This is a genomic window from Streptomyces gottesmaniae (assembly GCF_031845845.1).
In the GTDB taxonomy this organism is placed as follows: Bacteria; Actinomycetota; Actinomycetes; order Streptomycetales; family Streptomycetaceae; genus Streptomyces; species Streptomyces akebiae.
The window spans coordinates 115,039-129,122 of the sequence record NZ_JAVRFJ010000031.1 but is presented as its reverse complement, the minus strand read 5'-3'; the positions used below and the strand labels follow the sequence as shown (position 1 = coordinate 129,122).

Genomic DNA, 14,084 nt, shown 5'->3' with positions numbered 1-14,084 from the left:
CGAACCCGGAAGCTAAGCCTTACAGCGCCGATGGTACTGCAGGGGGGACCCTGTGGGAGAGTAGGACGCCGCCGAACAATTCTTGAGAAAGCCCCTGCCGGGTGACCGGCAGGGGCTTTCTGCGTTTTGGGAGCCTCGTCCCCGCCCGAGAATCGGGCTGGGAATCAGAGGCGTCCGGCTGCTTTCAGCGCCAGATAGGCGTCTGCCAGAGCCGGTGCCAGGTTGTCCGGCGTCGCGTCGACGACCGTGACTCCGTGCCGACGAAGTTGTTCGGCGGTGCGGTGGCGGTCCGCTTGGGACTGGGCGGCCGCGGCGGCCTCGTAGACGGCATCCGTGGTGCCTCGGGACTTCGCCATGCGGGCGATGCGCGGATCGGCGACGGAGGCCACCAGAACCGTATGGCGTTGGGTGAGGCGGGACAGGACAGGGAGCAGACCCTGTTCGACGGGGGCCGCGTCCAGACTGGTGAGAAGGACGATCAGAGCCCGGCGGGGTGCCGTGCGGAGCGCGGTGGCGGTGAGGCCTCGGGCATCCGTTTCGACGAGCTCGGGTTCGAGCAGGGCCATGGCGTTGACCAGAGACGGAAGGACGTCACCTGCTGCGCGGCCCTGGACGAGAGCTCGTACACGGCGGTCGTAGGCCAGAAGGTCCACGCGGTCGCCGGCGCGGGACGCGAGGGCGGCCAGGAGGAGAGCCGCGTCGATGGAGGCATCGAGCCGGGGGGCGTCGCCCACGCGGCCCGCCGAGGTCCGGCCGGTGTCCAGGACGAGGAGGATGTGGCGGTCGCGTTCGGGACGCCAGGTCCGTACGGCCACCGACGACTGGCGGGCTGTGGCGCGCCAGTCGATGGAGCGGGTGTCGTCGCCGGGGATGTATTCGCGAAGGCTGTCGAACTCTGTGCCCTCGCCTCGGGTCAGGACGCTGGTGCGCCCGTCCAGTTCGCGCAGGCGGGCCAGTTTGGACGGCAGGTGCTTGCGGCTGGTGAACGGGGGGAGCACGCGTACGGTCCAGGGGGCTCGGTGGCTGCCCTGGCGGGCGAAGAGGCCGAGGGGGCCGTACGAGCGGACCGTGACCCTGTCGGCCTGGCGGTCACCCCGACGGGTCGGTCGTAGGCGGGTGGTGAGGCGACGTCGCTCGCCTGGGGGGATCGTGAGGTGGTGGCGGGATGCGGTCACCTCGGTGCCGGGGAGCCAGCTGCTGGGAGGCCAGGCGTCGCGAAGTTCAGCGCGCAGGGGCCGGTTGGAGGGGTTGGCGACCGTGAGGGTGACGTCCGCGGCCTCGCCCAGGCGTGCGGAGGTGTCGCCGGAGCGCAGGAGCCCCAGGCGGCGCACGGGTGCGGCGAGGGCGTAGTCACAGGCGCATGCCAGGGCCAGGGGAGCGTTCACGGCGAGAATTCCCGCCCAGCTCGGTTCCCAGATGCCGACGGGGAGGGTGCCGAGGGCCGCGAGGAGCGCGGCGCGTCCGGTGGGGGCCATCAGCGGGGCACGGGGACGTGGGCGAGGATCGCGTTGATGACCGAGTCGGCTGTCACGCCCTCCATCTCGGCCTCGGGGCGGAGCTGGACGCGGTGGCGGAGGGTCGGAAGCGCGAGCGCCTTCACGTCGTCGGGGATGACGTAGTCCCGGCCCGTCAGCCAGGCCCAGGCGCGGGAGGCCGCGAGGAGAGCAGTGGCGCCCCGCGGGGAGACGCCGAGGGTGAGGGACGGGGATTCGCGGGTGGCGCGGCAGATGTCGACCACGTAGGCGGTGATCTCGGGGGAGATCGTCGTCTTGGCCACGGCGGCGCGGGCGGCTTCGAGGTCGGCTGCGTTCGCGACGGGGCGCACGCCGGCGGCGCGCAGGTCGCGGGGGTTGAAGCCGTCGGCGTGACGGGTGAGGACGTCGATCTCGTCCTGCCGGGACGGGAGCGGGACCGTCAGTTTCAGGAGGAAGCGGTCCAGTTGGGCTTCGGGGAGGGGGTAGGTGCCCTCGTACTCGACCGGGTTCTGGGTCGCCGCGACCAGGAACGGGTCCGGGAGCGGGCGGGGGGTGCCGTCGACGGTGACCTGGCGTTCCTCCATGGCCTCCAGCAGGGAGGACTGGGTCTTCGGCGGGGTGCGGTTGATCTCGTCCGCGAGGAGGAGGTTGGTGAAGACCGGGCCGGGCTGGAAGGAGAACTCGGCGGTACGGGTGTCGTAGACGAGGGAGCCGGTGACGTCGCTCGGCATCAGGTCCGGGGTGAACTGGACGCGCTTGGTGTCGAGATCGAGCGCGGCCGCGAGGGCCCGGACGAGCAACGTCTTGGCCACCCCGGGGACTCCTTCTAGTAGGACGTGTCCGCGGCAGAGGAGGGCGACTACGAGGCCGGTCACGGCGGGGTCCTGGCCGACCACGGCTTTGGCGATCTCGGCGCGCAGGGCCTCCAGGGAGGCACGGGCGGCGCCCGGGTCCCCGGTGGTCCCGGCGTTGTCAGTGGTCGGGTCCATCATGAACGGCGTACCTCTCTTTCGAGGGCGTCGAGTTGGTCGGTGAGGGCGATGAGGGCCTTGTCGTCGCTGGGCGGCGGGCCGAAGAGGAGGGCGTGCAGGGGCTGTCCGTCGCCGTGGAGGTGGGCGGACAGGGCGGGGAGCAGGGCCTCGGGCGTGTGGGCCCGGGAGACGGGGACACCTACGAGGGGGGCGAGGCGGGTGCGGGTGGTGGAGCGAAGAGCGGCGGCCGCGCGGTCGCGGGCGTTGGCTTTGCGGTAGAGGCGGGCGCGGCCTTCGATGGTCTCGGAGGCGCGGATCGCGACGGGGAGTTTCTCGGGCACCAGGGGGCCGAGTCGGCGTGCCCGCCACAGGGCGGCGAGGGCGCCGGCGACGAAGAGTTGCAGGGTGCCCCAGAACCAGCCCGAGGGGAGCAGTTCGAAGAAGCTGCGGTTGCCCGAGTCGGGGGCCGAGTCATCGGCGAGCGAGGGGAGGTACCAGACCACATGGGGGCGCGAGCCGAGGAGTTGGAGGGCGAGGGAGGCGTTGCCCTGCTCGTCGAGGCTGCTGTTGAGGAGGATGTCGGGGGCGCCGAGGACGACGGTGTCGCCGTCCCCGGTGGCTGCCGGGACGCGCACCAGGGTGGGCAAACCGTCCTCGGGGTAGCAGGTGTCGGCGGCGCGGGCGGTGACGTGGTAGCGGAGCCCGCCGGTGTCGGCGCTGCCCGCGCGGCGGGCGGCGGGCAGCTCGCAGCGTGGCGTGAGTGTGGAGTCGAGGCTGAGTGCCGCGTCGGCGGTGACGCCGGGGGCGAGGGCGCTCACGGACGGGGGGCCGGGGGCGACGAGGACCGTGCGGCCGCCGGAGGCCTCGGTCGCCTCGTGCAGGCGGCTCTGCTGAGAGTCGGTGAGCAGGTCGGGGACGGCGATCAGGAGGGTGGTGTCCGGGTCGGCGGCTGCGCTTGCCTCGTCGAGTGTGGTGACCAGCCGGGTGGACACGCCCCGGTCTTCGAGCAGTTCGGCGACGGCGCGACTGCCGTCGGTGTCGGCGGCGCGCGGGTCCAGGCGACCGTGTTCGGCGCCGGAGCGGATCACGGCGATCACCACGGCTGCCGCCAGGAGGATCACTGCCGCGAGCACGACACCGCGCGCCCGGGTCCACACCTGGCGGGCGGTGGGCGAGACCGAGGTGGAGGGGAGCGTGGTCTCGGTGGTCATTCGGCGGCTCCCGGGCGGGTACTCGGGGTCCTGGTCGTGGTGCTGGGGGTGCTGCTCGCCAGCGCGGGCTTGCTGCGCTCGAGGTCGGTGTCGAGGGCGGCGAGGCGGCGGTACGTTCCTTCGGCGGCGGATCGGCCGCCGTACGTGACGTCGTCGAAGTCCCGGGCGGCGGTGTGCAGTCGGTCCGCGTGCGCGGGCAGTACCGAGCCTGCTTCGGAGGCCGCCTCGTCGGCGGTGCGGCCGGGGCGGACGTCGAGCAGGGCGCGTTCCTCCAGGGAGCGGACGACGGCGCGCATGCGTTCCTGGACGGCCTGGTTCCAGTGGCCCTGGGTGGCCTGTGCCTCGGCGGCCGCGCGGTGTTCCGCGGCGCTGCGCGGGCGGTCGTCGAAGAGCACGGCGGAGGAGGTCGGGGCGCGGCGCGGGGTGCCGAGGCGCCACCACAGTGCTGCGAGAAGGGCGAGGACGGCCAGGACGATGACGACGAGGCCGAGTGTGCCGCCGGGGGTGGCGGCCGAGGCGGCATCGAACACCTTGTCGAGCCAGTCCCAGAAGGCGTCCAGGGCGCGCTCGTACCAACTGGGGTCGTTCTGGTGGTACATGCCCTTGGACAGCTCACGACGGGCCGCCTCCCGCGCGGGATCGCGCGGGAGGGTGATGGGTGGCTCGTCCGCCGAGCGCCACGACATCGGTACGGCTGTCAGTGCTCCCCCCGACCGTGTCACCCCATCAGCTCCCCGGGGTGGCGCCCGGGGCGTCGCCGTAGCCCTGGAGGCCTGCGGCGCGGCCCAGTTCGAGGTCGAGGGCCTCGCGGCGGATGCGCTGGTCGATGTAGAGGAGCACGGTGACACCGGCGCTGATCGGGAAGGTGAGCGTGGACCCGATCACCGCGCCGACGCCGCTGATGACGAGGTAGGTCCAGCCCAGTGCGGTCCCGCCGGTGGCGAGGAGGCCGGAGATGCCGTCGCCGTCGAGGGCCGCGCCCGCGAAGGAGAAGGGGATCACGACGATCGACGCGACGACGTAGGCGATGATCGCGGCGAGCAGCTGGATGCCGAGGACCCGCCACCACGAGCCGCGCACCAGCTTGACCGAGCGGCTCATCGACTTGCGGACTCCCTGCTTCTCCAGCATCAGGGCGGGAGAGGCGAGCGAGAAGCGGATCATCAGCCACACGGTGAGCACGAAGGCGCCGAGTCCGCCGAAGAGGGCGAGGAGTACGCCGGCTCCGGTGGAGCCTCCGGCGGCGAGCAGGATGCCGGGTGTCACGCCCACGGTCAAGATCAGGACGGCGATCAGGAGCAGCAGGATGGTCAGGCCGCCCAGGCGGAGCAGTTGCGGGCGGGCGTCCCGCCATGCCTCGGCGGTGGTGACCGACTTGCCGAGGACGGCGCGGCTGGTCACGGTCGTGAGCAGGGCCGTCGCGATGATGGTGCCCAGCAGGGAGATCACCATGACGACCGAGGTGCTCAGCAGGGTGTCGCCCAGGGCGCGGACCAGTTCGCCCGGGGTGGCGGTCGGGTCGTTGAGGGCGTCGGTGCTCGCGGTGTCGTTGAGGACGAGGCCCTGGAGCAGGATGACCCCGATCTGCGTGACGACCGCGACGGTCAGGGAGATGCCGAGGACCGTGCGCCAGTGCGTGCGCATGGTGGAGACGGCGCCGTCGAGGATCTCGCCGATGCCGAGCGGGCGCAGCGGGATCACGCCGGGTTTGGCGGCGGGCGGGGGGCCGCCCCAGCCGCTGCCCCAGCCGGGAGTGCCGTAGCCCGGGCCGGGGGCGCCGTAGCCGGGGTGGCCGCCGGGGGCTCCGGGGCCGCCGGGGCCGGGGTGCTGCTGGGGGCCGGGGTGGCCGCCCCAGCCCGGGCCGGGCGGTGGTGGCGAGGTCTGGCCGGGGGCCTGCGGGTTCGGAGCGGACCACTGGGCGGGCGGCGGCTGGTCCTTGGACCACTTGGACGGCGGTTGCGCCTGGTCAGCGCCGGGCTGAGCCGTCGGCTGCGCCTGGCCGGTCCCGGTCGGGTCCGTCGGCTGTGCGGAGCCCTGCTGGTCCGGCTGCTGACCGCCCGAGGGGGCGGATCCGGGCGAGGCCCAGCCCGGAGTGTCCTTCATCGTCGCTCCTTCACGGTGCTCGTCCGCGGTCGCGGCGGCAGGTTGGCGCCCATCGTGCCACGCGGTGTCCGGGAAGTGACCGGGGGCCGTATGCGCTGCGCACCTTCAATTGTCCGACGGATACGGGGCAGACTGACCGCATGGCTGATCAGTACGCGCGATCCGGCGACGACATCCGGCCGACCGGGATACCGACGATCCGTTGGGACGAGCCACCCGAAGGCCCCGTCCTGGTCCTCCTCGACCAGACGAGACTGCCGGCCGAGGAGGTCGAGCTGGTGTGCACGGACGCGCCCGCGCTGGTGGAGGCGATCCGTTCGCTCGCCGTGCGCGGGGCGCCGCTGCTGGGCATCGCCGGGGCGTACGGCGTCGCGCTCGCCGCCGTGCGAGGGTTCGACGTGGAAGAGGCCGCCGACGCGCTGGAAGGCGCACGGCCCACCGCGGTGAACCTCGCGGTCGGGGTGCGCCGGGCGCGGGCCGCGCACCGGGCCGAGCTCGGCCGCTCGGGGGACCGGAAGCAGGCCGCGGAGGCGGCGCTCGCCGCGGCGCGGGCGCTGCACCGGGAGGACGCCGAGGCCAGTTCCCGCATGGCCGCGCACGGGCTGGTGCTGCTCGACGAGCTGCTGCCCGGTGGTGGACACCGGGTGCTCACGCACTGCAACACCGGGTCGCTGGTGTCGGGGGGTGAGGGCACGGCGTTCGCGGTGGCGCTCGCGGCGCACCGTGTGGGGCGGCTGCGGCGGCTGTGGGTGGACGAGACGCGGCCGTTGCTGCAGGGTGCTCGGCTGACCGCTTATGAGGCGGCGCGCAGCGGAATGGCGTACACCTTGCTCACGGACAATGCCGCGGGCTCGTTGTTCGCCGCGGGGGAGGTGGACGCGGTGCTGGTGGGGGCCGACCGGATCGCCGCCGACGGTTCGGTGGCGAACAAGATCGGGACCTATCCGCTCGCGGTGCTCGCCCGGTACCACCACGTGCCGTTCATCGTGGTGGCGCCGGTGACGACGATCGATCTGGGCACCCCGGACGGGGCGTCCATCGAGGTGGAGCAGCGCGCGAGTCATGAGGTGACGGAGATCACGGCACCTCAGGTGCCGATGGCGGGAGCAGAGGCGGGAGGTGGGATCGCGGTGGCCCCCCTGGGGACCCAGGCGTACAACCCGGCGTTCGATGTGACGCCGCCCGAGTTGGTGACGGCGATCGTCACCGAGGAAGGGGCTGTGTCGCCCGTGACCGCTGATGCGCTTGCCGAGCTGTGTGACAGGTCACGCCAGGTAACGATTTAGTTAATGGGATGATGGCATTCATGAAGGGACGAGTCCTTGTCGTCGACGACGACACCGCACTGGCCGAGATGCTCGGCATTGTGTTGCGTGGTGAAGGTTTTGAGCCGTCTTTCGTAGCCGACGGCGACAAGGCGCTGGCCGCGTTCCGTGAGGCCAAACCGGATCTGGTGCTGCTGGATCTGATGCTGCCGGGCCGGGACGGGATCGAGGTGTGCCGTCTGATCAGGGCGGAGTCCGGGGTGCCGATCGTGATGCTCACGGCCAAGAGTGACACCGTCGATGTGGTGGTCGGTCTGGAGTCGGGCGCGGACGACTACATCGTGAAGCCGTTCAAGCCGAAGGAGCTGGTGGCCCGGATCCGGGCGCGCCTGAGGAGGTCGGAGGAGCCGGCGCCCGAGCAGCTCGCCATAGGTGACCTGGTCATCGATGTGGCCGGGCACTCGGTGAAGCGTGAGGGGCAGTCGATCGCGCTGACGCCGCTGGAGTTCGATCTGCTGGTCGCGCTGGCACGCAAGCCGTGGCAGGTGTTCACCCGGGAGGTCCTGCTGGAGCAGGTCTGGGGGTACCGCCATGCGGCGGACACCCGTCTGGTGAACGTGCACGTGCAGCGGCTGCGTTCCAAGGTCGAGAAGGACCCGGAACGGCCGGAGATCGTGGTGACCGTCCGTGGTGTCGGATACAAGGCAGGGCCCAGCTGACATGTCCGGTGACAGTGCCGCTTCGGCGCCCGGCCAGCCGGGGACCCGCGCGGAGCGGCCTGTCGGCCGGAAGTCGTCGGGTTCCCGCTGGGGGCGTCTCCTCGAGGGCGGGATGCTGCAGGGCGGGGTGCAGGGCAGCCCGGTCCTGAGGTTGTTCATGCGCTGGGTGCGTCGCCCGTTGCTGCCCGTGATGCGGCTGTGGCGGCGCAACATCCAGCTCAGGATCGTGGTGACGACCCTGCTGATGTCGCTCAGCGTCGTGCTGCTGCTGGGCTTCGTCGTCATCGGGCAGGTCCGCAACGGACTGCTGGACGCCAAGGTCAAGGCCTCGCAGAGCCAGGCGACCGGCGGTTTCACGGTCGCCGAGCAGAAAGCGGTCAGTGAGGCGAGCGCCGCTGGGAACGACAGCACGGAGCCGGGCGGCGACCAGGTGCAGAACGTCGTCGAGTGGACGACCACCCTGGTGAATTCGCTCTCCAGCGGCGGTCAGGGCGCGTTCGACGTCGTGACGCTCAGCCCCACCTCCGCCGACGGCGACACCGGCGGGCTCGGGCCGCGCGCCTCCGGAGGCGTGCAATGGGACCTCAGTGTGCCCGTGGAGCTGCGGGAACGGGTCGACGAGGGCACGAGCGCCGTACAGAGCTATACGCGGATCCACTACGACAACGGCCAGGAGTCCCAGCCGGGGCTGATCATCGGCAAGCAGGTCAGTGACCCCAACAGCAAGCCGTACCAGCTGTACTACCTCTTCCCGCTCACCCAGGAGGAGAAGTCCCTGAGCCTGGTCAAGGGGACGCTGGCGACGGCCGGGCTGTTCGTCGTCGTGCTGCTCGGGGCCATCGCCTGGCTTGTGGTGCGGCAGGTGGTCACGCCTGTGCGGATGGCTGCGGGGATCGCCGAGCGGCTGTCCGCGGGGCGTCTTCAGGAACGGATGAAGGTCAGCGGCGAGGACGACATCGCGCGGCTCGGCGAGGCCTTCAACAAGATGGCGCAGAACCTTCAGCTGAAGATCCAGCAGCTGGAGGACCTGTCGCGGATGCAGCGGCGGTTCGTCTCCGACGTGTCGCACGAGCTGCGGACACCGCTGACGACGGTACGGATGGCGGCGGACGTCATCCATGACGCGCGCGTGGACTTCGACCCCGTGACCGCGCGGTCGGCCGAGTTGCTCGCCGATCAGCTGGACCGGTTCGAGTCGCTGTTGGCCGACCTGCTGGAGATCAGCCGGTTCGACGCGGGCGCGGCGGCACTGGAGGCCGAGCCCATAGATCTGCGTGAGGTCGTGCGGAAGGTCGTCAGTGGGGCCGAACCGCTCTCCGAGCGCAAGGGGACGCGGATACGGGTGCTGGGGGACCAGCAGCCCGTCGTGGCCGAGGCCGACGCACGGCGGGTGGAGCGGGTGCTGCGCAACCTCGTGGTCAACGCCGTGGAGCACGGCGAGGGCAGGGACGTCGTGGTCAAGCTCGCGGCGGCCGGTGGCGCGGTGGCGGTCGCGGTGCGGGACTACGGAGTGGGGCTCAAGCCGGGCGAGGCGACGCGGGTGTTCAGCCGCTTCTGGCGGGCTGACCCGGCACGCGCGCGTACCACCGGCGGTACGGGACTGGGGCTGTCGATCGCCCTGGAGGACGCCCGGTTGCACGGGGGCTGGCTGCAGGCGTGGGGGGAGCCGGGCGGCGGCTCACAGTTCCGGCTCACGCTGCCGAGGACGGCGGACGAGCCCCTGCGGGGGTCCCCGATACCGCTGGAGCCGAAGGACTCCCGGCGCAACCGGGGACTCGACGACGCCGGTCTGCCGTCCGGCGGTGGCAAGCTCGCCACGGTGCCGGTGCAGGCCGGTGAGCGCGGTGGCGCGAGAGCGGCCATAGGGCCCCGGCCGGGCGCCGGGCAGGCCCCCACGGCGGACCCGACGGCGCTGCCGGGCAGCGGCGCGCGTGTGGTGCCCCGGCCCTCCGCGCCGTCCGCGACCCCGTCCCCGGCAGTGCCCGCGCGGCGGACCGAGGACGGCGAGGGACGCGCAGGACAGGCTGAGGAGAGGCCGAGCGAGAACGACGCGGAGCGGCGGCACGAGCAGGGGGAGGCATTCCGTGGGCGCTGACCGGGCGAAACGCGGGCGTGGGCGTCCGATGCGGGCGACGGCGTACGTCGGCATCGGTGCCGTGCTGCTGGCGGGGTGCGCCTCGATGCCGGACAGCGGGGACATGCGTGATGTCGAGTCCACGCCCAGGCAGGACGCCAAGGTGCGGGTCTTCGCGCTGCCGCCCGCGGAGGACGCCGAGCCGCAGGAGATCGTGCGGGGCTTCCTGGAGGCCCTGACCAGCGACGACCTGAACTACGAGACGGCGCGCAAGTACCTCACCGGCGATGCGTTGAAGACCTGGGATCCGGGTGAGTCGACCACGGTCCTCGTCGAGGCGCCCACCGCCTACACGCAGGTCACGGGGGAGCGGTCGGGGGCCGACGAGTACGGGTTCGAGTTGTCCGGGAAGAACGTCGCCCGGGTCGACGGGCAGCACGCGTACAGGCCCACCGGCGGTCAGTACCGCAAGCCCGTGCACCTCACGCGTGTGAAGGAGACCGGGCAGTGGCGTATCGACGAGCTGCCGCAGGGCGTGGTGCTCGGCAGGTCGGACTTCGAGCGCAACTACAAGTCCATCAACAAGTACTACTTCACCTCCGCCGCGCAGTCCGGTGAGCCGGGGACGGTCGCCGATCCGGTCTATGTGCGCAGCCAGGTGGACCCGGTCACGCAGGTGGTCCGGGATCTGCTGAAGGGCCCGACCAGCTGGCTCAACCCGGTCGCGAGGACGAGTTTCCCGTCCGGTACGGCCCTGCTGAAGGGCACGAAGGCGCTGACACCCGACGACCAGAACAGGCTGGTCGTGCCGCTGAACAAGAAGGCCGACCGCGTCTCGAACAGCAGATGCAGGGAGATGGCGGCCCAACTCCTCTTCACGCTCCAGGACTACATGCCCACGGGTGTGAACGAGGTGGAGCTGCAGGGGTCGACCGGGGCCCAGTTGTGTCTGCTCGGCGAGAACGAGGCCGGCGTGGTCGCCTCGCACGGCCTCGACAGGAGTGCGGGGTACGAGTACCTCATCGACGGCGACCGCAAGCTCGTACGGCTGTCCGAGCGGGATCCGGTGACGACACCGTCGCCCGTCCCCGGGGCGCTCGGGGAGGGGGAGAAGCAGCTGAGGTCCGCCGCCGTGTCGCGTGGTGAGGACCGGGCGGCCGGTGTGTCGGCCGACGGGAGCGAGTTGTACGTGACACCGCTGACGGCGGGGGGCACGCTCGGCGACCCGGCGCTGCGCAGTGCCGGCGCCACCGCGAAGGACCGGCTGACGACGCCCAGTTGGGACGGGCGGGGCGACCTGTGGGTGGCCGACCGCGATCCCGAGAAGCCGCGGCTGCTGGTCCTGGCGGACGGCATGGGTGAGCCGCTGGAGGTCCGGACGCCCAACCTCGACGGGCGTATCGAGGCGGTGCGGGTGGCCGCCGACGGTGTGCGGGTCGCGCTGATCCTGGAGAGCAAGGGCAAGCGGGCGCTGTACATCGGGCGCATCGAACGGGACGCCGACGCGGAGAGCACCACCGTCTCGATCGTCGAACTGCGGTCCGTGACGCCGGACCTGGAGGACGTCACCGCCATGTCGTGGGCCGGGGACAGCCAACTCGTGGTCGTGGGGCGCGAACCCGGTGGCGTGCAGCAGATGCGGTACGTCCGGGTGGACGGCTCCCCGATACCGGGCTCCGGGCCTTCCGCGCTCACGGGCGTGGAGGAGATCGCCGCGTCCGAGGACGAGAGCCAGCCGCTGGTGGCGCACTCGGCCGACGGGATCGTGCGGCTGTCGCCGGGGCAGCAGTGGCAGACGGTGGTCAAGGAAGGGTCGGCGCCGGTCTATCCGGGATGACGCCCCGGGCCGCGGTGCGTGCGGTGTGGCTGATGGGGCTCAGGGCGCGCGTGGTGCTGGGCGGGTCGGGGCTCCGGCTAGCGATGGTGACGGGGCGCCGAGTTCGCCGGGTCGCTGAGGTGGCCAGGTCGCCGAGGGTCCCCGCGGGCGGCCGGGGTCTCCGGGATGTCCGCTCGTGTTTCCGTGTCCTGCGGAGGCGTGATCGATCGGTCCGTGTCAGGGCCGGTTCTCTCGTAGGCGGGTTGGCTGCGGCCGGATTTTTTTGGGCTTCCGGTCATTCTGTGGTGGCGTTCGGTCTTCTTCGGGCACCCGTCATTCGTGTGGGTGACAACCCCTCTGTTGTCGCGGTGAGTTGTCCACAGGTGGTTGTCCACAGGGGTGGCAGGGGGCCGCATGCGTTGGCACAGTGGTGGGCATGCGGGGGTGGTGGCAGGACCTCACGGACCTGGTGCTGCCGGCCGAGTGCGGCGGCTGCGGGAGGCCTCGCGCGGTGCTCTGTCCTGGGTGCCGTGCGGCTCTGACCGGGGCCGGGCCGTGTCGGGTGCGACCGGAGCCGGAGCCGTCCGGGCTGCCTGTGGTGCACGCTGCGGCGCCGTACGAGGACGCGGTGCGGGCGGCGTTGATCGCGCACAAGGAACGGGGTGCGCTGGCGCTCGCCGGACCGCTCGGCTCGGCCTTGGCGGGGGCCGTACGGGCGGGCGGCGCCGAGGGGCCGGTGCTGCTGGTTCCGGTGCCGTCGGCGCGGCGGGCGGTGCGGGCGCGGGGGCACGACCCGGCGCGGCGGATCGCGCTCGCGGCGGCCGGGGTGCTGCGGCGCACCGGGACACCGGCTCGGGTGGCCGGGGTGCTGCGGCAGCGGCGTGCCGTGGCCGACCAGTCGGGGCTGGACTCCCGGCAGCGGCTGGACAACCTCGCCGGCGCTCTGGAGGTGCCCGCAGGGGGCGTCCGGCTGCTGGGCGATGGTGCGGTCGTGCTCGTGGACGACCTGATGACGACCGGTGCCTCGCTCGCGGAGGCGGCCCGGGCGGTGCGGGCGGCGAGGGACGGGCGGGCGGCAGCGGTGTCGGGAGAGCGCGGAGCGGGACCTGGGACAAAGGAGGCTGAGCGAACACGAGGGGTGACCGGAAGGACGAGCTCGAACGGCACCGACAGTGTCGGGGACGGGATCCGGGCGGCGGTGGTCGCCGCGCCTCCCGACTCTTTCCAAATAAACCGGAACTGACCGCTGACTTGCATCGTTGCAGGTAATGACAGGGTCAATTCACCTGAACGGAGGTACGTGTCGGTAGAGGGTGACGACATCCGTCCGAGCGAGATATGTTCGGTTGTGAGGGAATGGCCCCGGCCGTTCACCACATATCCGAATGCTGCGCTGCGGGTTTTCTGAATCACCCCGCGCCGGTGGGGTGGAGATCTTGCCCACGGGGGAGGAGGAGGTGGAAGTCACCGAGTCCGCGGTTCCGGGAGTCACCGGAACCTGGTGCACAAGGGAGATGCTCCGCCAGTGGAGCGGAGCGATCCGGGAACGGAGTTCTGCGTGGACATCGTCGTCAAGGGCCGCAAGACCGAGGTGCCCGAGCGGTTCCGCAAGCACGTGGCCGAGAAGCTGAAGCTGGAGAAGATCCAGAAGCTCGACGGCAAGGTGATCAGCCTCGACGTCGAGGTGTCCAAGGAGCCCAACCCCCGACAGGCCGACCGCAGTGACCGGGTGGAGATCACGCTCCACTCCCGCGGACCGGTGATCCGGGCGGAGGCAGCGGCCAGCGATCCGTATGCGGCGCTCGACCTGGCGGCGGACAAGCTCGAAGCCCGGCTGCGCAAGCAGCACGACAAGCGTTACACGCGCCGAGGCGCGCGCAGGCTCACGGCCGCGGAGGTGGCCGACCACGTCCCCGGCGTGGCCACCCTCAACGGCAACGGGTACGTCGCCGACGAGGAGCAGTCGGACGGTGTGCCCACCAAGAAGATCGGCTCGCTGGAGGTGAAGGGCGAAGGCCCCCTCATCGTCCGCGAGAAGACCCATGTCGCTTCCCCGATGACCCTCGACCAGGCTCTCTACGAGATGGAGCTGGTCGGGCACGACTTCTACCTCTTCGTCGACTCCGAGACCAAGGAACCGAGTGTCGTCTACCGGCGGCACGCCTACGACTACGGCGTCATCCACCTCAGCACGGACCCGATGGTCGCCCAGGCGCATGCGGACGCCGCGGGCGGCGCGCTCGGCGGCTGACCGCGCCGGGTGACAGCTGAGCCGGTGCCCCTGGAGCGCTTGTGCGCCCCCAGGGGCACCGGTGTGCGACCCCTCGTGGCCCGCTCTGTCACCGCAGTGTCGGCCGGGCATGAAATCATGGCCGAACCGGCCCCAACCGGCGGGCCGTTGCCTTGGATTGGCGATGGCACAGAAACACAGGCCACGGCCTTCAGGGGGA

At 71.8% G+C, this 14,084-nt stretch carries 11 protein-coding genes and 1 rRNA gene; 7 read left to right on the top strand and 5 right to left on the bottom strand.

All coding sequences use genetic code 11. The features are described from left to right. Positions 1 to 77, top strand: a 5S ribosomal RNA gene (gene rrf / locus RM704_RS30460); the annotation flags it as partial. Positions 78 to 164: 87 nt separating this feature from the next. Here the strand turns inward: rrf and RM704_RS30455 are convergent. Genes RM704_RS30455 through RM704_RS30435 form a run of 5 tightly spaced genes read right to left on the bottom strand, consistent with a single transcriptional unit; the run spans position 165 to position 5,760 of the window. Continuing rightward, entirely contained in the window at positions 165 to 1,475 is a 1,311-nt protein-coding gene (locus tag RM704_RS30455; protein ID WP_033524926.1) for a DUF58 domain-containing protein, read from the bottom strand. Further along, a complete protein-coding gene (locus tag RM704_RS30450; protein WP_107072194.1) occupies positions 1,475 to 2,464 on the bottom strand; it encodes an AAA family ATPase in 990 nt (329 codons plus the stop codon). The genes RM704_RS30455 and RM704_RS30450 overlap by 1 nt, the downstream gene beginning before the upstream one ends. After that, positions 2,464 to 3,657 carry a DUF4350 domain-containing protein gene (locus RM704_RS30445; protein ID WP_033524928.1) on the bottom strand — a complete coding sequence of 398 codons (1,194 nt, stop codon included), beginning with the start codon at positions 3,655 to 3,657 and terminating at the stop codon, positions 2,464 to 2,466. Before RM704_RS30445 ends, RM704_RS30450 begins: the two co-directional genes overlap by 1 nt. Further along, positions 3,654 to 4,343, bottom strand: coding sequence for a DUF4129 domain-containing protein (locus RM704_RS30440; RefSeq protein ID WP_033524929.1), 690 nt, complete (start codon positions 4,341 to 4,343; stop codon positions 3,654 to 3,656). Before RM704_RS30440 ends, RM704_RS30445 begins: the two co-directional genes overlap by 4 nt. A gap of 40 nt (positions 4,344 to 4,383) precedes the next feature. Then, on the bottom strand, positions 4,384 to 5,760 hold the full coding sequence (locus RM704_RS30435; RefSeq protein ID WP_033524930.1) for a DUF7847 domain-containing protein: 1,377 nt from the start codon (positions 5,758 to 5,760) through the stop codon (positions 4,384 to 4,386). A gap of 140 nt (positions 5,761 to 5,900) precedes the next feature. Here RM704_RS30435 and mtnA point away from each other — a divergent pair, with 140 nt between their 5' ends. The 6 genes from mtnA (at position 5,901) to hpf (ending at position 13,885) form a co-directional block, all read left to right on the top strand. Continuing rightward, complete coding sequence (gene mtnA / locus RM704_RS30430) at positions 5,901 to 7,046, top strand: S-methyl-5-thioribose-1-phosphate isomerase (RefSeq protein WP_033524931.1); 1,146 nt, start codon at positions 5,901 to 5,903, stop codon at positions 7,044 to 7,046. 8 nt (positions 7,047 to 7,054) lie between these two features. Continuing rightward, positions 7,055 to 7,744, top strand: coding sequence for a two-component system response regulator MtrA (mtrA, locus tag RM704_RS30425; RefSeq protein ID WP_189823911.1), 690 nt, complete (start codon positions 7,055 to 7,057; stop codon positions 7,742 to 7,744). 1 nt (position 7,745) lies between these two features. Further along, positions 7,746 to 9,839, top strand: coding sequence for an MtrAB system histidine kinase MtrB (gene mtrB / locus RM704_RS30420; protein WP_033524932.1), 2,094 nt, complete (start codon positions 7,746 to 7,748; stop codon positions 9,837 to 9,839). Continuing rightward, on the top strand, positions 9,829 to 11,655 hold the full coding sequence (locus RM704_RS30415) for an LpqB family beta-propeller domain-containing protein (protein ID WP_033524933.1): 1,827 nt from the start codon (positions 9,829 to 9,831) through the stop codon (positions 11,653 to 11,655). The genes mtrB and RM704_RS30415 overlap by 11 nt, the downstream gene beginning before the upstream one ends. A 415-nt stretch (positions 11,656 to 12,070) precedes the next feature. Then, positions 12,071 to 12,877 (top strand): ComF family protein, encoded by an 807-nt coding sequence (locus RM704_RS30410; protein WP_033524934.1) that lies wholly within the window; start codon positions 12,071 to 12,073, stop codon positions 12,875 to 12,877. Between the two features lie 315 nt (positions 12,878 to 13,192). Continuing rightward, a complete protein-coding gene (hpf, locus tag RM704_RS30405; protein ID WP_398683335.1) occupies positions 13,193 to 13,885 on the top strand; it encodes a ribosome hibernation-promoting factor, HPF/YfiA family in 693 nt (230 codons plus the stop codon). Positions 13,886 to 14,084: the final 199 nt, after the last annotated feature.

Excerpts from the sequence above, each read along its gene's own strand:
- RM704_RS30455 (WP_033524926.1), bottom strand. The coding sequence starts at position 1,475 with ATGGCCCCCACCGGACGCGCCGCGCTCCTCGCGGCCCTCGGCACCCTC.
- mtrA (WP_189823911.1), top strand. The coding sequence starts at position 7,055 with ATGATGGCATTCATGAAGGGACGAGTCCTTGTCGTCGACGACGACACC.
- mtnA (WP_033524931.1), top strand. The coding sequence starts at position 5,901 with ATGGCTGATCAGTACGCGCGATCCGGCGACGACATCCGGCCGACCGGG.
- mtrB (WP_033524932.1), top strand. The coding sequence starts at position 7,746 with ATGTCCGGTGACAGTGCCGCTTCGGCGCCCGGCCAGCCGGGGACCCGC.
- RM704_RS30410 (WP_033524934.1), top strand. The coding sequence starts at position 12,071 with ATGCGGGGGTGGTGGCAGGACCTCACGGACCTGGTGCTGCCGGCCGAG.
- RM704_RS30450 (WP_107072194.1), bottom strand. The coding sequence starts at position 2,464 with ATGGACCCGACCACTGACAACGCCGGGACCACCGGGGACCCGGGCGCC.
- RM704_RS30445 (WP_033524928.1), bottom strand. The coding sequence starts at position 3,657 with ATGACCACCGAGACCACGCTCCCCTCCACCTCGGTCTCGCCCACCGCC.
- RM704_RS30440 (WP_033524929.1), bottom strand. The coding sequence starts at position 4,343 with ATGTCGTGGCGCTCGGCGGACGAGCCACCCATCACCCTCCCGCGCGAT.
- RM704_RS30435 (WP_033524930.1), bottom strand. The coding sequence starts at position 5,760 with ATGAAGGACACTCCGGGCTGGGCCTCGCCCGGATCCGCCCCCTCGGGC.